Here is an 18,578-nt window from a genome sequence, read left to right on the forward strand (position 1 = left end):
GCAACAAAAGTGTTGCCAAAGGAATCCACACCAGCCGAACCAAAGCTCGACCAGCGCGGGGGTAAATCATAATTGGCACTGGCTTATCAAGCACCCTGTTGAGTTCTCAAAGAACAACCACACACCAGCCAGAAACCCCGACTCGCGGGGCCCTGCTTGGGGCAACCTCTCTAACTTACTCGACTTCTCGCCCGTGTCAACCCCGTACCCGAGATCTTTCACGTCGATTCAGTCGAGACCCACGGCGACGCACGCCGATAACCGGCGGTCGTTTCTGTCGTGGGAGGCCGCAGACCGGCCGATCGCCGCTTCGCGGCCACCCGCCCGGCTCCTGCCGGCCTCAGCACTCTACCTGGCCGGCTTCGCGATCGCAACTCCGTCTTACCGGAGTGTCCCGCACCGCCCAGGTTCCCAGCCTCGCTCGGCGTCTCCACCGCGAGCCTGGCGCCCGCCCTCGGCCGGTTTGTCCGGCCTCCCGCGTGCAGAGAGAAAGTTACGCGGACGTTCCGCAGAAGGCAAATCGGCGTTCGTCACTGCGGCCACTCGCCGGCGCCGCGCCAGGGTCCGATGGCTCGCCCACACGGCGACGGCGGCCGTGTCACAGTGTCTGGCATGGCTGACACCTCCCCGATCCCGGCGGCCCCGCTCGCCGAGGAAGCGCTGCTCGGACTGCTGCTGCCGTTCTGGCAGTTGGTCATCGGCGCCGTCGTGCTGGTCGTCATCCTGGTCTCGCTCCGCCGGCTGGCCCGTCGTGGACGGTCCCGGATGACCACGGCTCTGCTCGTAACAGCCGCCGCAATCGCCGGGCTGACCGTGCTCGGGGTGCTGTTGCAGGGATGACCACCCCGCCGAGGCGGGCGGCGCCGAGGCGTCAGAGGCGGCGGTTGGCCAGGCTGGGCAGCTCGGCGCGGATGGTCCGGAGCCGCTCCAGGTCGAGGGCGACGACGGTCAGGCCGGTGCCGTCCGGCACCTGGCCGAGCACCGTCCCCCACGGGTCGACCACCATGCTGCGCCCGAAGCAGGTACGCGACGGCTCGTGGTCGCCCGTCTGGCCGGCCGCGGCCACGAAGCACTGGTTCTCGATGGCCCGTGCCCGCAGCAGGACCTCCCAGTGGTCGCGCCCGGTGTGCAGCATGAACGCCGCCGGCACCACCAGCAGTTGCGCTCCCCCGTCGGTCGCCAGTTGGCGGTACAGCTCGGGGAAGCGGAGGTCGTAGCAGATCGAGAGACCGACCCGGACGCCCTCGACGTCGACCACCACCGGCTTCTCACCGGGGGCGACCGTCGCCGACTCGAGGTACGACACCCGGCCGGGGATCTCCACGTCGTACAGATGGATCTTGCGGTAGCTGGCGGCGAGCGCGCCGGAACGGTCGAAGACCAGCGACGTGTTCCAGGTGTGCTCCGGGTCCGGACCCAGCTCGTGGAACGACCCCGCGATCACCCAGATGCCGAGCCGGCGGGCGACCTCGGCGAAGAACCGGCCGACCGTGCCGTCGACGGGCTCCGGCGCCGGCATCCCGCCGGCGAGGCCGAGGTAGTCGACGTACTCCGGGAGGACCGCCAGGTCGGCCCCGGCCGCCGCGGCGCGGACCAGCAGGGCCTCAGCGGCCGCGAGGTTGGCGGCCCGGTCGTCGCGGGCGTTGAGCTGACAGACAGCGACGCGCATGAGATCAGCGTACGGGCGGAAGCGGCGCGGCGACAGTGTCGACGGCCCCGACGGAACGGAAGTCCGCGGCGTTTCCCCGCCGGCGGACGCCGCCGGTCGGCGGGTCAGGCGGACTTCTCCTCGCGCTCCCGACGCGCCCGGCGGCCGGTGAACTCCCGCGGCACGATGGTCGGGTTGACGTTCTCCAGGACGACCTCGCGGGTGATCAGCACCCGGGCGGCGTCGGGGTTGCTCGGCACCTCGTACATCACGGAGAGCAGGACCTCTTCCATGATCGCCCGGAGGCCCCGGGCGCCCGTGCCGCGCAGCATGGCCTGGTCGGCGATGGCCTCCAGCGCCGCCGGCTCGAACTCCAACTCGACCCCGTCCAGCTCGAAGAGGCGCTGGTACTGCTTGACCAGTGCATTGCGCGGCTCGGTGAGGATCCGCACCAGCGCCGTCCGGTCGAGGCTGCGGACGTTGGTGATCACGGGGAGCCGGCCGATGAACTCGGGGATCAGCCCGAACTTGAGCATGTCCTCCGGCATGACCTGGCTGAAGATGTCGTCGGTCGACCGCTCGGACACCGACCGGAGCCGCGCGCCGAAGCCGGTGCCGCCGTGCCCGGTGCGGGCCTCGATGATCTGGTCGAGCCCGGCGAAGGCGCCGCCGCAGATGAACAGCACGTTCGTGGTGTCGATCTGGATGAACTCCTGGTGCGGGTGTTTACGCCCGCCCTGCGGCGGCACGTTGGCCACCGTGCCTTCCAGCATCTTGAGCAGCGCCTGCTGGACGCCCTCGCCGGAGACGTCCCGGGTGATCGACGGATTCTCCGACTTGCGGGCGATCTTGTCGACCTCGTCGATGTAGATGATGCCGGTCTCGGCGCGCTTGATGTCGTAGTCGGCGGCCTGGATGAGCTTGAGGAGGATGTTCTCCACGTCCTCGCCCACGTAGCCGGCCTCGGTGAGCGCGGTGGCGTCGGCGATCGCGAACGGGACGTTCAGCATCCGCGCCAGGGTCTGCGCCAGGTGCGTCTTGCCGCAGCCCGTCGGGCCGAGCAGCAGGATGTTGGACTTGGCCAGCTCGACGGCGTCGCTGCCGGAGCCCGGCGCGCCGGCCGCCTCGGCCTGGATCCGCTTGTAGTGGTTGTAGACCGCGACGGCGAGGGCCTTCTTGGCCTGGTCCTGGCCCACGACGTAGTTGTCGAGGAACTGGCAGATCTCCATCGGCTTGGGAAGCTCTTCCCACTTCACCTCGCCGGACTCGGCCAGCTCCTCCTCGATGATCTCGTTGCACAGATCGATGCACTCGTCGCAGATGTAGACGCCGGGCCCCGCGATGAGTTTCTTGACCTGCTTCTGCGACTTGCCGCAGAAGGAGCACTTCAGTAGGTCGCCGCCGTCACCGATCCGTGCCACCTACGTTCTCCCTGCACTCATCGGCCGGGATACCGGCCATGACCTGCGGACGCTGTGCCCCGTCCGTCTCCGTTCACCCCGTCGGGCCGACCCGGCGCGGCGGTGCTAGACCCGACGTTACCCGCTGGCGGAGCTTTCTCCGACCCCCAAAACGGGTGTGTCAGAGGCCGGCCGGGAGCGACGCCCCGGCCGACCTCCGATCTGGTACGCCTCAGCTGGCGGCGCTGGCCGCCAGCAGGCCCTTCTTGCGGCTGGTGAGGATGGTGTCGACGAGCCCGTACTCGCGGGACTCCTCCGCCGTCATGATCTTGTCCCGGTCGATGTCCTTGCGGACCTGCTCGATCGGGCGGTTGCAGTGCCGGGAGAGCATGTCCTCCAGCTGGGTGCGCATCCGCAGGATCTCGCGGGCCTGGATCTCGATGTCCGACCCCTGCCCGTAGCCGCCCTCGGTCGCCGGCTGGTGGATGATGATCCGCGAGTTCGGCAGCGCCATCCGCTTGCCGGGGGTGCCGGCGGCGAGCAGCACGGCGGCGGCGCTGGCCGCCTGGCCCAGGCAGACCGTCATGATGTCCGGCCGGACGTACTGCATGGTGTCGTAGATCGCCGTCATGGCGGTGAACGAGCCGCCCGGCGAGTTGATGTACATGATGATGTCGCGGTCCGGGTCGGTGCCCTCGAGCGTCAGCAGCTGCGCCATCACGTCGTTGGCGGAGGCGTCGTCCACCTGGACGCCGAGGAAGATGATCCGGTCCTCGAAGAGCTTGTTGTACGGGTTGGACTCCTTCACCCCGTACGACGTGCGCTCGACGAACGACGGCAGGACGTAGCGGTTGTGCACGGCCCCGAACTGGGGCGGCAGGCTCAGGTCGGTCATCGTCAGCTCCTCGGTCAGCTCAGGGTCCCGGCGCCCGCCGGAACCTGCGCGGCTCCGGTGATCACCTTGTCGATGAAGCCGTACTCGACGGCCTCCTGGGCGGCAAACCAGCGGTCGCGATCCGAGTCCGCCTCGATCTGGGCCTGGCTCTGGCCGGTGTGGAAGGCCACCCGCTCCTGGAACATCCGCTTCGTGTACAGCATCTGCTCCGCCTGGATGGCGATGTCGGCCGCGGTGCCGCCCATGCCGCCCGACGGCTGGTGCATCATGATCCGCGCGTGCGGAAGGGCGTACCGCTTGCCCTTGGTGCCCGCGCAGAGCAGCAGCTGGCCCATGGAGGCCGCCATGCCCATCGCCACCGTGGAGACGTCGTTGTCGATGTACTGCATCGTGTCGTAGATCGCCATGCCCGAGTAGACCGAACCACCCGGCGAGTTGATCCAGAGGAAGATGTCCCGGTCCGGGTCCTCCGCCGCGAGCAGCAGCAGCTGCGCGCAGATGCGGTTGGCCACCTGGTCGTTGACCTCGCTGCCCAGGAAGATGATCCGTTCCTTGAGCAACCGGTTGTAGACCGAGTCGTCGAGGTTGCCAATGTTGTCGCCACCCCGGGCGTCGATCGCCCGGAGCGGCTTCGATGTGTTGTGCATGTCGGTCATGGCAGCCCTTCGCTCTCCGTGCCGTCCTACCCGACACTAACCGCTCAGGCGGGTCGCAGAGTCCCGGTCGGTGCACTGTTCGCTGACAGCGCACCCACGGAAGACGTACCCGTAAAAGGGATTCGGCCGCCGCCACCGGGACCGGTGGCGGCGGCCTCACCCGAGGCGTCAGTGCTCGTGGTCGTGGTCGTGCTCCTCGGCGCCCTCCGCGCGGATCGCGTCGAGGCTCACCTCGTTGCCGGCCGTGTCCTTGATCTTGATGCGCTCCATCACCGAGGCCAGCGCCTTGCCGCGCCGCACGTCGCCGAAGACGGCGGCCGCCGCGCCGGACCGGACGAGCTGGTCGTAGTACTGCTGCGGGGCCATGCCGGCGCGCTGCGCGCGGTGGACGATCTCGTGGCCGAACTCGTCGTCGGAGACCTGGACGTCCTCGGCATCGGCCAGGGTGTCCAGCAGCAACTGGATCTTGACGCCCTCGGTCGCCGCCTCGCTCAGCTCGGCGTCGATCTGCTCCTCGGTCTTCTCCTCGGCGGCGAGGTACTCCTCCAGGGAGGCGCCGATCCGCTCGAGCTGGTCGACCATGGCCTGCTTGCGGCTGGAGACCTCCTCGCGGACGACGCCCTCGGGCGCCGGCACCGCGGCGGCCTCGACGAGCTGCTCGAGGGCCTTGTCGCGGGCGGCGTAGATCTGCTCGACCCGCTTGCCCCGGGTGACCCGCTCGCGCAGGTCGTTGCGGAGCTCCTCCATCGTGTCGAACTCGCTCGCCATCTGGGCGAAGTCGTCGTCGAGCTCCGGCAGCTCCTTCTCCTTGACCGTGCGGACGGTCACCGCCACCTCGGCGTCCCGGCCGGCGAAGTCGCCGCCCACGAGCTGGGTGGTGAAGGTGCTGCTCTCGCCGGCGGCGAGGCCGACCACGGCCTCGTCCAGCCCCGGCAGGAGCTGCTTGCTGCCGACCTCGTGCGAGATGTTGGTCGCCGAGCCGCCCGGGACGTCCTCGCCGTCGACCGTGGCGTTCAGGTCGATCTGGACGTAGTCGCCCTCCTGGGCCGCCCGCTCGACGGTCTTCAGGGTGGCGAACCGCTCGCGCAGGTTCTTCACCTGCTCGTCGATCTCGCTGTCGTCGACCTGGAGCTCGTCGACGGTGACCTCGACGCTGCTCAGGTCGGGCAGGGTGAGCTCCGGCCGGACGTCGACCTCGGCGGTGAAGTTCAGCGAGTCGCCGTCGGCGAACTCGGTGATCTCGACCTCGGGACGGCCGAGGGTCTTCAGGTCGTGCTCGCGGACCGCGGCGAGGATGTTCTGCGGGATGGCCTCCTGCACCGCCTCGTTCAGGACGGTGCCCCGGCCGACGCGCTGGTCGATGACCGCGGCCGGCACCTTGCCCCGGCGGAAGCCGGGAACCTGGACCTGCTGGCCGATCTCCCGGTACGCCTTCTTGAGGCTCGGCTCGAGCTCGACGAACGGCACCTCGATGGCGAGCCGCACGCGCGTCGGGCTCAGAGTCTCGACGGTGCTCTTCACAGGCGTACTCCTTGACGGATCTCAGTTGAGTCTGGGCGTGATTCAGCCCATCGAGTGTAGGCGAGCCGGCGCGAGGCCCCGGCAGCGCCCGGGGGCCGCGCGGAGACGGCGGCAACCCCGGGGCGACCCGGCCGCGGACGACAGTCGGGGTGGCGGGATTTGAACCCACGGCCCCTCGCTCCCAAAGCGAGTGCGCTACCAAGCTGCGCCACACCCCGTGGCGACCAGAAGTGTATGCCGTCGAGCTCCACCAGGAGTGCCGGGGCGTCCCACAACGCGCCGCCTCGGACAAAACGCCCACCCGCCGCCGTTGCCCCACCGCCGTTGCCCCGCGCGGATGCCCCGCGCGGATGCCGCGATGTCGGCGACATGGCGGTGTCCGAGCCACGCGGACGCCCCGACGTCGGCGACATGGCGGTGTCCGAGCCGCGCGGATGCCCGGATGTCGGCGACATGGAGCCGGTCGCGGCGTCGCGCGGCATGGGGCTGCGCGTCCGGGCCGGACACCGGGTAGGCTGTCGGCGCGCCCCGTATGGCGGGGCGCATGCGGGCGTAGCTCAATGGCAGAGCTTCAGTCTTCCAAACTGACGGTGCGGGTTCGATTCCCGTCGCCCGCTCCACCCGACAAAGGCCCAGGTGAAAGGCATTATCGCGGCACCCGGGCCTGCCGCCTCTCCCCCATGTTCAATCTCCCGTGCGTGCCACGACGAGACCGGTCTGTCGCGCTTCCGAACCGAGGTCCAGCGGCGGGCGCACGGGCATACTTTCGGCAGGGGCCAGCCGACTCCAGGGTGGATCCGGACGGTTGCGGTGGGTGGCTGGCAGAGGTGGGATGCCATCCCGCCGGCCACCGACCCGGGCAAGCCGAGCGGGCCGGGGCCAGGGTGTGCGGGTCGGCGGCAGACTGGATGGCAACAGGCGGGGCCACGGCGGACCGGACGGCGGCAAGTCCGGCGCAGGTACGACGGGGGCTTCATCCCGTGACCAGCCGATCGAAAGCACTGCCAAGATGACAGGGACACCCCCCCGCCGCACTGGTGTCGATCCTCGTCCTGCTCGTGGTGCTTGCCACTGACGTATGGGTCTACGCGGACGCCAAGGAACGAGTGAGGCGCGGGAACCCTGCCTTCGTCTCGCTCGGGTCCCTCCAGGTGGAGACTCCGGGGGCATGGTTCCTGGGCTGTCTGATCATGCGGGTGGTGTTCTTCCCGCTCTACCTGACGGCCACCAGGCGGAACCCGTTCGGTCGCAGCAGCGGCTGACAACGAATGCCGGGTGCCTCATCGCTGTTGGGCCCCGGGAGGTGCAGTTGGTCCCGGCCTTGTCGACGACTCGTTGCCGGCTCGTTCCCTCACCACCATCCGCCGATCCTGACAGGCGGGCACTTTTCGCTGGGTAGTGAGGGCGGCTACTCCGCGACGAGGACGGCGTACTCGACCGGGGCGCCGTCCTGTTCGCACACGTGCTTGCCGACCTCGACGAACCCGAGCGAGCGCGTCAGCCGCAGGCTGCGCTCGTTCCACGACTGCACTACCGCCCGTAGCCGGCGTACGCCGGTGAGGGACCGGTAATGGTCCAGCACCGCGGCGGCGAAGCGCGCCCCGTTCCCCTGCCCGACCAGGGCCGGATTCATGCCTACGCCCACGTCGAGCACGCCGTCCACCGGCTCCAGGCCCGGCACCCGGGCCTCGGCGCCGGAGCAGCAGAACCCGACCAGCGGACCGCCACCGGCACCGGCGACCGCGAGGTAGGCAGCGTTGTCGCTCAGCAACCCGTCTTCGGGCCGCGAATCGTAGATCCGCCACGGGCCGCCGTACCTCCACCCGGCCACCTGCTCCGCGTCCTCCCGGGTCAGCGGACGGACAACGAGCTGCGTCGGCCATGCCACGGTCGTCATCGGCCCATTCTCCGCGATCGAGGATGTCCCCCGGTCCCGGGCCGCCGGCGACCTCCGGGGCCGACCGGGACGGGCCGACCGGGACGGGCCGACCGGGACGGGCCGACCGGGACGGGCCGACCGGGACGGGCCGATCGGAACGGGCCGACCGGAACGGGCCGACCGACCGGAACGGGCCGGCCCGCCACGCCCGGGGACGACCGGTCCCTGCCCCGCGCCGCCGGGTCTAGGGTCGGGGAATGGTCGACCGACGGCAGGTGATGAGCTTCCGGGTCCGGGCCCAGCAACTGGACCGCGTTCGGGGCGGACTGGACGACACCGCCGTCCTGGACATCGGCGTGCAGGACACCGGCCCCGACGGGGCCAGGTGGGCGCTCGCCCTGCGTGGCGTCGACGTGGCGGCCCCGCCGGCCGAGGCGTTCCTTCTGCTGTGGACGGTGCGTGGGGCGCCCCACCTGTACCGGCGGACGGACGCGGGAGCGGTGGCAGCCGCGGTGGAGCCCTACTCCGACGCGGACGCGGGCAAGCGCATCTACGACGCCGCCAAGCCGTTGAAGGCGGCCGGCATCGGCAACCTGGCCGCCCTGGAGGAGGTGGCGTCCCGGATGCGCGCCGTCGTCACCCGGCCCACCGTCAAGGGGGAGGTCTCCGGCCGGCTGGCCGAGGTGATGCCCGAGCCGTACCTGCGGGCCTGCCGGCCGTGCGGCGCCACCCACCTCTACGAGATGCCGTTCCGGCTCGCCGCGGTGCGGGCCGGGCTGGAACTGCGGCTCGGCACCTCCCCGCCGGTGCTGCAGCGCATCCCCGGTTTCCGGAAGGCGGCAGCGCCGGACGACCGGTTCGACCTCGTCCGGGCGTACCTGCGCCTGCTCGGTCCGGCCACGCCCAGGCACGTCGCCGACTATCTCGACGCGCCGGTGAAGGACGTGAAGGCGCGTTGGCCCTCCGACGTGGTGGAGGTGACCGTCGACGGGGAACGGCGCTGGCTGCTGGCCGGCGACGAGCGGGCCCTCGCCTCCGCCGACGCCAGAGGCTGCCGACTGCTCGGCCCGTTCGACCTGTTCCTCCAGGCCAGGGACCGGTCCACGCTGGTGCCGGACGCGGCCCGCGCCAAGGAGCTGTGGCCGGTGCTGGGCCGCCCCGGCGCGGTGCTGGTCGACGGGGAACTGGTCGGCACCTGGCGGCCCCGCAGGTCCGGGCGCACGTTCACCGTCGCCGTCCGGCCCTGGCGCGCTCTCGACCCGGCAACCCGGGACGCCGTCGTCGAGCAGGCCGAGCGCCTCGCCGCGTACCGCGCCGTGAACCTCACCGGCGTCGACTTCGACAGTTAGCGGACGACCGCCAGGCCGGGCCCCGCAGCCTCCGGGTGGCGGCCAGCGACGGCCGCCACCAGCGCCCGAGGGCCACGCCGAACAGGATCAGGGTCGGGATCCGGGTAGGCCCGCTCCGTCCACCGTACGCCTGAAGAGGGAGACCGCCGTCATGACGGCGAGCGCGGCCAGCCCGGCGACGGGGGCGAGCACGAAGCCGTACCGGAACTGGGCGACCGGGCCGGTGAGGGCGGCACCGGCGGCGCTGCCGACCGTGAAGGCGGTGATCACCCAGGCGAACGCCTCGGCGATGGTGCCGGGCGGGGCGAGCCGGTCGGCGGCGGTGAACACGGCGGTCAGCACCGGGGGCAACGCCAGCCCGGCGACGGCCAGCAGCAGCGCCATCCACGCCGGGCCGGGCAGGGCCAGCAGCGGCAGGAAACCGGCGGCGAAGGCCGCGGTGAGCAGCGGGAGCCGCCCCCGGCCACCGGCGCCGGCCCGCGTGTAGAGCAGGCCGCCGACCAGGGCGCCGCCGGCCTGCGCCGCGAGCAGCCAGCCGCTGAGCGAGCGGGCGCCGGCCGCCTCGGCGTACGCGGTGACGGCCACCGGGAGGCTGCCGATCGCCGCCCCGGCGCAGACGACCCCGGCGAGCATCGCGGTGAACCGGGCCGCGCGCAGCGGGCCCGCCCAGTGCCGGGGCGCGGGCTCTCCCCGCCAGGCGCGTACGGCCGGGGCCAGGGCGAAGACGGCGGTGCCGGCGAGCTGGAGCACGGCGGCGGCGACCAGGCCGGCCGCCGGGCCCGCGAGGGCCACCGTGGCGAGCGTGATGAGCGGGCCCGCCACGAAGATCACCTCCTGCAGCGCGACGTCCAGCGCGTACGCGGCGGGGACGGCGGCCCGGGGCAGCAGGTCCGGCCAGAGGGCCCGCAGGCACGCCTCCAGCGGCGGGGTGCCGAACCCGGCCGCGGCGGCCGCTGGTACGGCGAGGGCGAGTTCGCCGCCGCTGACCGCGACGGTCAGGAAGCCGAGGCCCGACAGCACGGCGGAGCCCCACAGCACGGGCGGCTGACGCCAGCGGTCCACGGTGCGGGCGAGCACCGGCGCGCCGACGGCGATCCCCGCGGTGTACGCGGCGACCAGCAGGCCGGCGGCGGTGAGGCTGAGGGACTGCCGGCCGAACAGCAGCAACGCGAGCGGCCCGGAGGCCAGCGGCAGCCGGCCGACCTGGCTGGCCACGAGCACCCGCGAAACCTGCGGCGCCCGCAGCACGGTCGAGGCGCCGACGGAGGAACTGACAGCGGACATGGGTCATCGCTCCCGAGTGCGACAGGGATGGACGGGGACGCGTCGGTGCACGTGCCCGTCAGGGAGCGAAGTCGGCCCGCTCGTGGTCGTCGCCGTACAGCGGCAGCGGGGGCGTGGCCCAGCGGGCGTACGCCGCATCCGTCCCGGTGCCACCCCTCGGTGGACGACCCGCGACCGCCTCCACACCGACCACGCGCCGACCGTACCGCGCGCCGTGCCGGTGCGCCGCCCCGCGTCCGGGCGAAGGACGGTGACCAGCGTCTCGTACGGCCTGCGTACGATGCGGGGCCGGGATCCCCTCGTACCCGGCGGAGGTAGCGGCAGATGGCAGGCCAGCACGAGGGGTACGCCCTCAGCGTCGACCTCGGTACGTCGAACACGGTGGCGGTGCTGCGCTGGCCTGACGGGCGGACCCGCCCGCTGCTGGTCGACGGTCAGCCTGTGCTCCCCTCCGGCGTCTACGCCGACGCCGACGGCCGGCTGCACGTGGGCCGGGACGCCCGGCGGCTGGCGCAGGCCGACCCGGGCCGGTACGAGCCGAACCCGAAGCGCCGCATCGACGACCCGGTCGTACGGCTGGGCGACCGCGAGTACGTGCCCGCCGACCTGCTCGCCGCGATCCTGCACGTGGTGGGGCAGGCCGCCGTCGCCGCGGTCGGGTTCCTGCCCCCGGCGGTGGTGACCTGCCCGGCGTCCTGGGACGACGCCCGGCGCCAGGTCCTCTTCGACGCGCTGCTGCGGGCGGGCTGGCCGCCGGCCGCGGAGCACACCCTCTCCGGCCCCACCCCGCCCGGCACCCGGCTGCTGCGCGAGCCGGTCGCCGCCGCCCGCTACTACACGCAGGTGCTGCGCCGGCCGGTGCCCGTCGGCGGCTCGATCGCCGTGTTCGACCTCGGTGGCGGCACGCTGGACGTGGCGGTGCTGCGCAACGAGGGCGCGGACCCGTGGGGCGACTCGGGCTTCACGGTGACCGCCGCCGGCGGCGCACCGGACCTGGGCGGTCTGGACCTGGACGCGGCGCTGGTCGGGCGGCTCGGCGAGCTGGTGGCCGGGACGCACCCGGCCGACTGGCAGCGCCTGGACCGGCCCGCCGACGCGACACAGTGGCGGGATCGGCACCAGCTCTGGGAGAGCGTCCGCGAGGCCCGGGAGATGCTGTCGCGGGCGACGGTGGCGCCCGTGGTCGTGCCGGGGTCGCAGGCGGTGGTCCGGCTGACCCGGGAGGACCTGGATCGGGTGGCCGCGCCGCTGCTGCGCCGGGCGGTGGTGGAGACCCGGAAGGTCGTCGCCGCCGCCGGCCTCGCCCCCGAGCGGTTGGCGGGCCTGTTCCTGGTCGGCGGACCGACCCGGATGCCGCTGGTGGCCCGGCTGCTGCACGCCGAGCTGGGCATCGCGCCGACCGTGCTGGAGCAGCCTGAGCTGCCCGTGGCCGAGGGGGCGCTCACGGACCTGCCGACGCCCCGCCCGTCCGCCACCCCGCCGCCCGCGCCCGCCGCGCCGATCGCGCCGGCCGGACCGGGTACGTCGCCGACCGTGCCCGGCGCCGCCGGAGGTGTCCCGCCGACCGTGCCCGGCGCCGCCGCCGGAGGTGTCCCGCCCACCGTGCCCGGCGCCGCCGGAGGTGTCCCGCCCACCGTGCCGGGCACCGCCGGACAGGTCCCGCCCACCGCGCCGGACGCCGCCGGGCGGGTGCCGGGCGCCGCTGGGGGCGTGCCGCCGACGGTGCCGGTGTCGCCGGGGGCCGGCGGGCCGCCGCCCACCCGGGTCGACGGCGGCCCGGGAACGCCGCCGTCACCAACCGGGCCCGCCGGCCCGCCCCCCACCGCGTGGGGCCCGCCCGTCTCCGCGTCCCCGATCTCGGGCCCGCCGATTTCCGGCTCACCCAGCCCCGGTACGCCGGCCACGCCGCCGTCCGGAGCGCGGCACCGGCGCGCGCTCTGGATCACCGTCGCCGCGGTCGCCGCCCTCCTCGGGATCGGCGGCGGGGCCGCACTGTGGCTGACCCGGGACCCCTATCCGGCCCTGGAGTTCGACCTCGCCGAGGTCGAGCGCGTCCCGGCCGGCGACGAACGCCCGACGGAGGCGTTCACGGCGGTGCTCGGCGACGCCGGCTACGTGGCGTACCCGCTGCCCGACGACCGCCTGGAGATCGTGGCGGTCGACGCGGAGACCGGCGCGCAGCGGTGGCGGAAGCAGACCGCCCGGCCGGCGGAGCAGTGGGACCGGATCGTCGCCGTGCCCGGCGGCCTGGCGGTGTTCGCCGACGCGATCGGCTCCGACACCCCGCGCGACCTGGAGCTGCGCGACGCCGGCTCCGGGGAGCTGCGGTGGCGGTGGTCGATCGGCGGCGACGACGAGGTGATCTTCGGCCGGGACGTGGCGGTGGTGGTGGACCAGGCCGTCGACCGGCTGGTCGGGCTGCGTATGCGCGACGGCACGGAGGCGTGGTCGCGGCCCAACCCGCGGACCGAGTCCGGCGACGGCAGCAGCACCGTGCTGCGGGTGGGCAGCGCGGAGGGGGCGGGCGGCCCGGCGTACGCGAACGGGGCGCCCCGCGACCCCTGGCGGGGCGAGGCGGACCGGCTGGTGCAGCTCGGCGCGGACCGCTCGGCCCGGCTGATCGACGTGACCAGCGGCTCGGTCGTGCGCGCCTGGACCTCCGTCGCCGACCGCGACGACCTCGTCGCCGCCCGGGACGACCGGCTCTACGTGGTCGACGACTCCGGCGGCCGGTACCGGCTGCTCGGGTACGACCTCACCCGGGTGGGCGAGCCCATGGTGCTGCACACCGCGCCGGACGACCGGCGGCGGGCCGAGGCGCTGGTGGCCTGCGGCGAGCACCGGGCGTGCCTGCTGGAGGTGCCGTCCGGCGAGGCGGACCGGACCGAGGTGGTGGCGGCCACCGAGGGCGACAAGGCGAAGCGCTGGCGGGCTCCGGGGGCGAAGGAACTGGTCCCGGTGGGCGAGCACCTGCTCGCCCTGCGGACGTACCCGGAGTCGGCGTCGACGCTGTTCGACCCGGACGGGCGGGCGGTGCTGGCCGACCGCCCCGGGGTGGCGGTGCGGCTCGACGGGGGCAACCTGCTCGTCTTCGCCGATCCGCTGAACGGCAGCGAGGCCGACCGCAGCGTCGCCGGGGTGGCCGTCGACGCCCCCAAGCCGGACGAGCTGGGCGAGCTCATGGACGTCCGCGGCGACTCCTGCTCGTGGAACACCGACGTGATCCTCTGCGCGGCGCAGAAGGACTTCGTCCTGTACCGCTTCGCGCAGTCGTGACGCCACCCGGGCCCCGTTTTCCGCCCTTTCGGCCCGGGTACGGCTGAGCGCATGGAGACGAACACGAAGGCGTACCTCGTCGGCGGCCCCCGCGACGGCAGCAGCCAGGACGCGGAGGGCCGGGCGCTGATCGAGGTCGAGATCGACGGCATGATGCACCGCTACGTCCGCACCACAAAGGAGCACGGCGCGGACGGGACGGTCTACAACTACGACGGCATGGTGGCCCCGGACGGCGGCGAGCCCGGCGTCGAGGACCCGCAGGCGCGGGTGGCCTCACCCCGGGCGGACGCCGAGGGGCACGGCGGAACCCACTGACCCGGTCGCCGGCCCTGCCGCCCGGCGCGGATGAACTCCCGTACGCGGGGTAAGCCGGCGCCGACCGACGGGAGGACGATCCGGTGTCGCGGCGGACCGCGACGCGACGAGCGGGGGCCGGGCGTGGCCCGGCCCCCGCACTGCGACCAGCACGGAGCCGGCACGGCCACGGGCGAGGTCAGCCGCCGGTGACCCAGTTCCAGGCGGACATCACCCACTCGGTCTGCCGCAGGTAGGCCACCCCCAGGCCCACGAGGAAGACCGCCGTCACGAGGTGGGCGCCGCGGGCGCTGCGTCGGATGCGCCCCAACTGCCGCTCCAGGATCACCCGGCCGAGCAGCCGGGACAGCCCGAACAACCCGACGGCGACCAGCAGGCTCAGCACGAACGTGAGCACGGGCGCGCCGAGGTTGCCCCGGCCGGAGATGGCCCAGATGCCCCAGCAGACGAACGCGAAGAGCCCGGCGGCGGCGCTCCACTCGCCGCCGACCCGTAGCTGCCCCAGGTGCCAGCTCAGGGGGCGGCGGGGCTGCGGCGCGTCGGACCAGTGCACGTCGCCGTGCCCGTCCGGGTGGACGGCGGAGAACTGCTCGGTACGCGGGGTGCGCGGCTGCCCCACGGAGGCCACGCCCCGGCGGAAGGCGTCGCGCTGGGGCGGCACCCCGACACCCGGCTGCGGTGGCACCTCCACGGTCCGCTCCGCCCACGGCTGTGTCTGGTCTGCCATCTCGCGCCCCTCCCCCTGACCGGTGCCGGCGTCGGCCCGCCCGCCATGTTCGAGGGTAGCCAGCCGGCAAATCGGTCGCCGACCCCGTACGGGTCGGGGCGGCCACAGGCGACGACGTATCGCCTGCCCCCCGATTCGGGGCGCGCGGTCGGGGCGGGCGCGGGAGTGGCGCGGGCGGTACTGTCGGCTGATGGGGGACGCGGAGCGACGGCGACGCCGGCTGAGGCACCACTCCGACGCCGAGCGGCGGGACGCCGAGGGACCCGACGCCACGACGGCCGGGGTGCACGACCCGGTGGAGCCGCCCCGACGCCAGGGCGGACCTGCCGTTGAGGACAGGGACGGCGAGCGGGGCCTGCGGGGCCTGGTCGGGTCCGGCTCCTCCCAGGTGGGGCCCAGCGCCGCGCTGCGGGCCCGCGACGCCGCCCGACCCACCGCAGAGGACCTGGCGGAGGCAGAGGCCCGGGTGGTGCTCGTCCGGCGCAACTGGGTGCCCCGCGAGGATCTGCCACGCCCCAACCGCTGACCGGCCGGGGCGGTCCGGTGGGCCGCCCCGGCGGGCCCGGTCAGGGCAGCTCGGGCAGTTCCCGGGTCTGCTCGTACGCGGCGACCTGCGCGATCCGGCGGGAGTGCCGCGGGTTGCCGGAGAACGGCGTGGCGAGGAACGCCTCCACGATGGCGGTCGCCTCGTCGAGGGTGTGCTGGCGGGCGCCGACGGCCACGACGTTGGCGTCGTTGTGCTCCCGGCCCAGCTGGGCGGTGTCCAGGTTCCAGGCCAGGGCCGCCCGGACCCCGGCGACCTTGTTCGCGGCGATCTGCTCGCCGTTGCCCGAACCGCCGATGACCACCCCGAGGCTGCCCGGGTCGGCCACCACCCGGGCGCCGGTGTGCAGGCAGAACGCCGGGTAGTCGTCGTCCGGGTCGAAGACGTGCGGGCCGACGTCGACCACCTCGTACCCCTGCTTGGCCAGGTGGTTGACCAGGTGCACCTTCAGCTCGAAACCGGCGTGGTCGGATCCCAGGTAGACGCGCATACCGCGCAGTCTGTCAGGCCGTCCTCCGCGACGCCGCGCGGGCGGCGTCGCGGAGGCGGATTCGTCACAGGGTCAGCGGATCTCGGCCGCCACCAGGCCCGCGCGGGCCTTCGGGGTGAACCAGGTGCTCTTGCGCGGCATCTTCTCCCGGGCCAGGTTCACCGCGACGAAGTCGTCCACGGTCACCGGGGCGACCAGCACCGCCAGCTCGGCCCGGCCCGCCTCGACCTCCCCGGTCAGCCAGCTCGCCGGGTAGTCGCCGCCGACGTAGGTGATCCGCTTGTCGCCCGGGTCGAGGCCGAGCGCGTCGCGCAGCAGCACCCGCTCCACCAGCGCGTGGTCGAGGTTCTCCAGCCGGCCACCGTCGACGTGCGGCAGGCGTACGGCGTACCCGCGGCCGGGGAGCCGCAGGTGGACGGTGCCGCCGGCCGCCGGAACCTCGACCGGCCCGTCGATCGGGGTCACCTCGGCGCCCGCGGCGCGGAGCCGGTCGAGCAGCTCGGCCGGGGACACGGTCAGCTCGCTGACCAGCCGGTTGTACGGCTGGATGGCCACGGAGGGCGGGGTGGTGACCACGGCCAGGAAGCGCGGCAGGTGGCCGGTCTGGGCGGCCAGGCTGCGGTGGTTGCCGTCGGCCACCACCAGCTCGCCGCCGCCGGCCAGCGCGGTCAGCTCGTCCTGCCCCGGGCCGGGGCCGACCAGCCAGATCGCGTGGGTGCGCCCGGCCTGGTCGACGTCGGTGGCGGCGGGCGCGCCGGCCGCCTCCGTCGCCGCGGCGAGCGCGGCGTGCAGCTCGTCGCCCCGGCCGGTCTGCAGCAGCAGGACGGGCGAGAGCAGGTGCCCGAGCGCGTCGGCGAGGGCGACCCGCTCCCGCACCTTGGCGATGAAGACGTCCTCGTTGCGGATGACCAGCCCGGGCTCGTCCGCGCTGGTGGAGATCTGGTCGGTGTCGACCATGGCCCACAGCCCGTACGCCGGCTCCTCCCCCGGCGCGGTGATCCGGTACAGGACCACGACCTGCTCGGCCGGCGTGTAGCTGCCGTCGGCCTTGGCCTCGGCCAGCCGGGCCACCGCGTCGGGCAGCGCGTCGAGGAACGAGCTGCCGAGGCTCCCGGGTGCCCGGTGCGGCATCTCGATACCGAGGGCACTGTGCGGGTTGGCCTCGATGATCGCGGTGATCTCCGCGTCGTCGGCGAACTCGTCGTAGTTCTGCGCGCCGGTGCCGCCAGTGGTGATCCAGGCCCGGGTGATCGGATGCACGACCGTCATGGCGACGACGCTACCGGCGGGCGGTGGTCCCGCGCGGCTGACCCCGCACCCGTCCACCAGATGAAAGGGAAGGGCCCCTTGCCAACGCCTGCGGTACCGGGGGAGCCCCGCTCACTCGTCGCTGCGGTGCCGCCCGCGGGCGACGGCCGCGGCGGCACGTACCGGGTCCGGCGCAGGCGTGCGTACCGGGATCGTCGCGGCGACCGGGTCGGCGGGCGGGGTCATCCGGGAGGTCGCCACCACCCGGGCCACGCCGACCACGATCGGGGGCGCCAGCAGGTCGACCATCTCGGCCGGCAGCGTCGGCCGTACGGATGGCCAGCGCTCCTCGGACACGGACCAGTACGTCGCGCCGGAGTCCCCGGTCGCCGCCCCGGCGGACGGGTGGTCGGACGTGCGACGGTGCTTGCTCATCGGTCTGCCTCCACGGCTGCCACTACGGCCCGGCGGGGCCACTGGCTGGGACATCCGGTGAAACGAGCCCCTCGCCGCCCCGGTGACGCCGCCCCGGCGCGCCACGTCCGGTCACCCGCCGCCCCCGCCACACTCGGGCGGGGACGGCGGCGAGGTGGCGAGAAGGCATCCTCTCCACCCCAGGCATCGGCAGGGGCCCTCAGTCGAAGATGGGGCCCAGCTCGCGGGAGCGCTTGAGCTCGTAGAAGCCGGGGGTCCCGGCCACCAGCAGGACGCCGTCCCACAGCCGGCCGGCCGCCTCGCCCCTGGGGCGCGGGGTGACCACCGGGCCGAAGAAGGCGACCTTTCCGCCGTCCGGGCCCGGGGCGTGGATGACCGGTGTCCCCACGTCGGTGCCGACCGGCCGCATGCCGGCCTCGTGGCTGGCGCGCAGCGCCTCGTCGTACCCGGTGCTCTCGGCGACGTCGGCCAGGTCGGGGTCGAGCCCGGCGTCGTTCAGCGCCGCCACGAGCACCTCCCGGCCCACCGGCTCCTTGCCGAGGTGGATCCGGGTGCCCAGCGCCGTGTACAGCTCGCGGACGGCGTCCTGGCCGTGCTTCTGCTCGACCGCGACGCAGACCCGCACCGGGCCCCAGCCCGTACGCATCGAGTCCTGGTACTTCTCGGGCAGGTCACGCCCCTCGTTGAGCACGGACAGGCTCATCACGTGGAAGCGGACGTCCACGTCCCGGACCTGTTCCACCTCCAGCAGCCAGCGGGAGGTGATCCACGCCCAGGGACAGATCGGGTCGAACCACATGTCGACGGTGACACGGTCGGTCACGGTGAGGTCCCTTTCGTCACGGGAGCGCCGGAGGGCGGCGCCTTTCCCTGATCCTCACCCCGGCGCGGATCGACTGATACCCGAT

The 18,578-nt window shown here is 73.6% G+C and carries 19 protein-coding genes and 2 tRNA genes; 7 read left to right on the forward strand and 14 right to left on the reverse strand.

Annotation, left to right across the window (positions count from 1 at the left end; all coding sequences use genetic code 11):
- The first annotated feature begins 612 nt into the window (after nucleotides 1-612).
- Nucleotides 613-840: a hypothetical protein gene (locus ABGB16_RS28125; protein ID WP_347671109.1), complete on the forward strand. Its 228-nt coding sequence runs from the start codon at nucleotides 613-615 to the stop codon at nucleotides 838-840.
- A gap of 31 nt (nucleotides 841-871) precedes the next feature.
- Here ABGB16_RS28125 and ABGB16_RS28130 read toward each other — a convergent pair whose 3' ends face one another.
- The 6 genes from ABGB16_RS28130 to ABGB16_RS28155 form a co-directional block, all read right to left on the reverse strand.
- Nucleotides 872-1,669, reverse strand: coding sequence for a carbon-nitrogen hydrolase family protein (locus ABGB16_RS28130; RefSeq protein ID WP_347671110.1), 798 nt, complete (start codon nucleotides 1,667-1,669; stop codon nucleotides 872-874).
- A gap of 104 nt (nucleotides 1,670-1,773) precedes the next feature.
- Complete coding sequence (clpX, locus tag ABGB16_RS28135) at nucleotides 1,774-3,069, reverse strand: ATP-dependent Clp protease ATP-binding subunit ClpX (RefSeq protein ID WP_347671111.1); 1,296 nt, start codon at nucleotides 3,067-3,069, stop codon at nucleotides 1,774-1,776.
- 211 nt (nucleotides 3,070-3,280) lie between these two features.
- The gene (locus tag ABGB16_RS28140) at nucleotides 3,281-3,943 is read right to left on the reverse strand and encodes an ATP-dependent Clp protease proteolytic subunit (RefSeq protein ID WP_347671112.1); all 663 of its coding nucleotides are present in this window, start codon (nucleotides 3,941-3,943) and stop codon (nucleotides 3,281-3,283) included.
- Nucleotides 3,944-3,957: 14 nt separating this feature from the next.
- Entirely contained in the window at nucleotides 3,958-4,599 is a 642-nt protein-coding gene (locus ABGB16_RS28145; RefSeq protein WP_347671113.1) for an ATP-dependent Clp protease proteolytic subunit, read from the reverse strand.
- A gap of 168 nt (nucleotides 4,600-4,767) precedes the next feature.
- On the reverse strand, nucleotides 4,768-6,120 hold the full coding sequence (gene tig, locus ABGB16_RS28150; protein ID WP_347671114.1) for a trigger factor: 1,353 nt from the start codon (nucleotides 6,118-6,120) through the stop codon (nucleotides 4,768-4,770).
- A gap of 144 nt (nucleotides 6,121-6,264) precedes the next feature.
- Nucleotides 6,265-6,338 (reverse strand) — tRNA-Pro (locus ABGB16_RS28155).
- A gap of 328 nt (nucleotides 6,339-6,666) precedes the next feature.
- Here ABGB16_RS28155 and ABGB16_RS28160 point away from each other — a divergent pair.
- Together ABGB16_RS28160 and ABGB16_RS28165 are read left to right on the forward strand one after the other, a co-directional pair.
- Nucleotides 6,667-6,740 (forward strand) — tRNA-Gly (locus tag ABGB16_RS28160).
- Nucleotides 6,741-7,157: 417 nt separating this feature from the next.
- Nucleotides 7,158-7,382, forward strand: coding sequence for a hypothetical protein (locus ABGB16_RS28165; RefSeq protein WP_347671115.1), 225 nt, complete (start codon nucleotides 7,158-7,160; stop codon nucleotides 7,380-7,382).
- A 146-nt stretch (nucleotides 7,383-7,528) separates the two neighbouring features.
- On the opposite strand, the gene ABGB16_RS28170 is transcribed toward ABGB16_RS28165, so the two are convergent.
- Nucleotides 7,529-8,017 (reverse strand): GNAT family N-acetyltransferase, encoded by a 489-nt coding sequence (locus ABGB16_RS28170; protein WP_347671116.1) that lies wholly within the window; start codon nucleotides 8,015-8,017, stop codon nucleotides 7,529-7,531.
- A 239-nt stretch (nucleotides 8,018-8,256) separates the two neighbouring features.
- On the opposite strand from ABGB16_RS28170, the gene ABGB16_RS28175 reads away from it, so the two are divergent.
- Nucleotides 8,257-9,348 (forward strand): winged helix DNA-binding domain-containing protein, encoded by a 1,092-nt coding sequence (locus ABGB16_RS28175; protein ID WP_347671117.1) that lies wholly within the window; start codon nucleotides 8,257-8,259, stop codon nucleotides 9,346-9,348.
- A gap of 87 nt (nucleotides 9,349-9,435) precedes the next feature.
- Here the strand turns inward: ABGB16_RS28175 and ABGB16_RS28180 are convergent, their stop codons facing one another.
- Both ABGB16_RS28180 and ABGB16_RS28185 read right to left on the reverse strand, forming a co-directional pair.
- Nucleotides 9,436-10,632 carry an MFS transporter gene (locus ABGB16_RS28180; RefSeq protein WP_347671118.1) on the reverse strand — a complete coding sequence of 399 codons (1,197 nt, stop codon included), beginning with the start codon at nucleotides 10,630-10,632 and terminating at the stop codon, nucleotides 9,436-9,438.
- A gap of 58 nt (nucleotides 10,633-10,690) precedes the next feature.
- On the reverse strand, nucleotides 10,691-10,825 hold the full coding sequence (locus tag ABGB16_RS28185) for a hypothetical protein (protein WP_347671119.1): 135 nt from the start codon (nucleotides 10,823-10,825) through the stop codon (nucleotides 10,691-10,693).
- Between the two features lie 131 nt (nucleotides 10,826-10,956).
- On the opposite strand from ABGB16_RS28185, the gene ABGB16_RS28190 reads away from it, so the two are divergent.
- Together ABGB16_RS28190 and ABGB16_RS28195 are read left to right on the forward strand one after the other, a co-directional pair.
- Complete coding sequence (locus ABGB16_RS28190; RefSeq protein WP_347671120.1) at nucleotides 10,957-13,908, forward strand: Hsp70 family protein; 2,952 nt, start codon at nucleotides 10,957-10,959, stop codon at nucleotides 13,906-13,908.
- Between the two features lie 51 nt (nucleotides 13,909-13,959).
- Entirely contained in the window at nucleotides 13,960-14,226 is a 267-nt protein-coding gene (locus tag ABGB16_RS28195) for a hypothetical protein (RefSeq protein WP_347671121.1), read from the forward strand.
- 178 nt (nucleotides 14,227-14,404) lie between these two features.
- On the opposite strand, the gene ABGB16_RS28200 is transcribed toward ABGB16_RS28195, so the two are convergent.
- Nucleotides 14,405-14,953, reverse strand: a complete 549-nt coding sequence (locus ABGB16_RS28200; RefSeq protein WP_347671122.1) for a hypothetical protein — start codon at nucleotides 14,951-14,953, stop codon at nucleotides 14,405-14,407.
- Nucleotides 14,954-15,143: 190 nt separating this feature from the next.
- On the opposite strand from ABGB16_RS28200, the gene ABGB16_RS28205 reads away from it, so the two are divergent.
- Nucleotides 15,144-15,479 carry a hypothetical protein gene (locus ABGB16_RS28205; RefSeq protein ID WP_347671123.1) on the forward strand — a complete coding sequence of 112 codons (336 nt, stop codon included), beginning with the start codon at nucleotides 15,144-15,146 and terminating at the stop codon, nucleotides 15,477-15,479.
- A gap of 40 nt (nucleotides 15,480-15,519) precedes the next feature.
- Here the strand turns inward: ABGB16_RS28205 and ABGB16_RS28210 are convergent, their stop codons facing one another.
- The 4 genes from ABGB16_RS28210 to ABGB16_RS28225 all read right to left on the reverse strand — a co-directional run bounded on the left by ABGB16_RS28210 (nucleotide 15,520) and on the right by ABGB16_RS28225 (nucleotide 18,493).
- Nucleotides 15,520-15,987, reverse strand: a complete 468-nt coding sequence (locus ABGB16_RS28210) for a ribose-5-phosphate isomerase (RefSeq protein ID WP_347671124.1) — start codon at nucleotides 15,985-15,987, stop codon at nucleotides 15,520-15,522.
- A gap of 72 nt (nucleotides 15,988-16,059) precedes the next feature.
- Nucleotides 16,060-17,256, reverse strand: a complete 1,197-nt coding sequence (locus ABGB16_RS28215) for a DUF1015 family protein (RefSeq protein WP_347671125.1) — start codon at nucleotides 17,254-17,256, stop codon at nucleotides 16,060-16,062.
- A 111-nt stretch (nucleotides 17,257-17,367) separates the two neighbouring features.
- A complete protein-coding gene (locus tag ABGB16_RS28220) occupies nucleotides 17,368-17,670 on the reverse strand; it encodes a hypothetical protein (protein ID WP_347671126.1) in 303 nt (100 codons plus the stop codon).
- A 199-nt stretch (nucleotides 17,671-17,869) separates the two neighbouring features.
- Complete coding sequence (locus ABGB16_RS28225) at nucleotides 17,870-18,493, reverse strand: DsbA family protein (RefSeq protein ID WP_347671127.1); 624 nt, start codon at nucleotides 18,491-18,493, stop codon at nucleotides 17,870-17,872.
- Nucleotides 18,494-18,578: the final 85 nt, after the last annotated feature.

This window comes from Micromonospora sp. B11E3 (assembly GCF_039871625.1).
Lineage (GTDB): Bacteria > Actinomycetota > Actinomycetes > Mycobacteriales > Micromonosporaceae > Micromonospora.

Excerpts from the sequence above, each read along its gene's own strand:
- ABGB16_RS28125 (WP_347671109.1), top strand. The coding sequence starts at position 613 with ATGGCTGACACCTCCCCGATCCCGGCGGCCCCGCTCGCCGAGGAAGCG.
- ABGB16_RS28130 (WP_347671110.1), bottom strand. The coding sequence starts at position 1,669 with ATGCGCGTCGCTGTCTGTCAGCTCAACGCCCGCGACGACCGGGCCGCC.
- ABGB16_RS28140 (WP_347671112.1), bottom strand. The coding sequence starts at position 3,943 with ATGACCGACCTGAGCCTGCCGCCCCAGTTCGGGGCCGTGCACAACCGC.
- ABGB16_RS28145 (WP_347671113.1), bottom strand. The coding sequence starts at position 4,599 with ATGACCGACATGCACAACACATCGAAGCCGCTCCGGGCGATCGACGCC.
- ABGB16_RS28170 (WP_347671116.1), bottom strand. The coding sequence starts at position 8,017 with ATGACGACCGTGGCATGGCCGACGCAGCTCGTTGTCCGTCCGCTGACC.
- ABGB16_RS28175 (WP_347671117.1), top strand. The coding sequence starts at position 8,257 with ATGGTCGACCGACGGCAGGTGATGAGCTTCCGGGTCCGGGCCCAGCAA.
- ABGB16_RS28180 (WP_347671118.1), bottom strand. The coding sequence starts at position 10,632 with ATGTCCGCTGTCAGTTCCTCCGTCGGCGCCTCGACCGTGCTGCGGGCG.
- ABGB16_RS28190 (WP_347671120.1), top strand. The coding sequence starts at position 10,957 with ATGGCAGGCCAGCACGAGGGGTACGCCCTCAGCGTCGACCTCGGTACG.
- ABGB16_RS28195 (WP_347671121.1), top strand. The coding sequence starts at position 13,960 with ATGGAGACGAACACGAAGGCGTACCTCGTCGGCGGCCCCCGCGACGGC.
- ABGB16_RS28200 (WP_347671122.1), bottom strand. The coding sequence starts at position 14,953 with ATGGCAGACCAGACACAGCCGTGGGCGGAGCGGACCGTGGAGGTGCCA.
- ABGB16_RS28205 (WP_347671123.1), top strand. The coding sequence starts at position 15,144 with ATGGGGGACGCGGAGCGACGGCGACGCCGGCTGAGGCACCACTCCGAC.
- ABGB16_RS28210 (WP_347671124.1), bottom strand. The coding sequence starts at position 15,987 with ATGCGCGTCTACCTGGGATCCGACCACGCCGGTTTCGAGCTGAAGGTG.
- ABGB16_RS28215 (WP_347671125.1), bottom strand. The coding sequence starts at position 17,256 with ATGACGGTCGTGCATCCGATCACCCGGGCCTGGATCACCACTGGCGGC.
- ABGB16_RS28220 (WP_347671126.1), bottom strand. The coding sequence starts at position 17,670 with ATGAGCAAGCACCGTCGCACGTCCGACCACCCGTCCGCCGGGGCGGCG.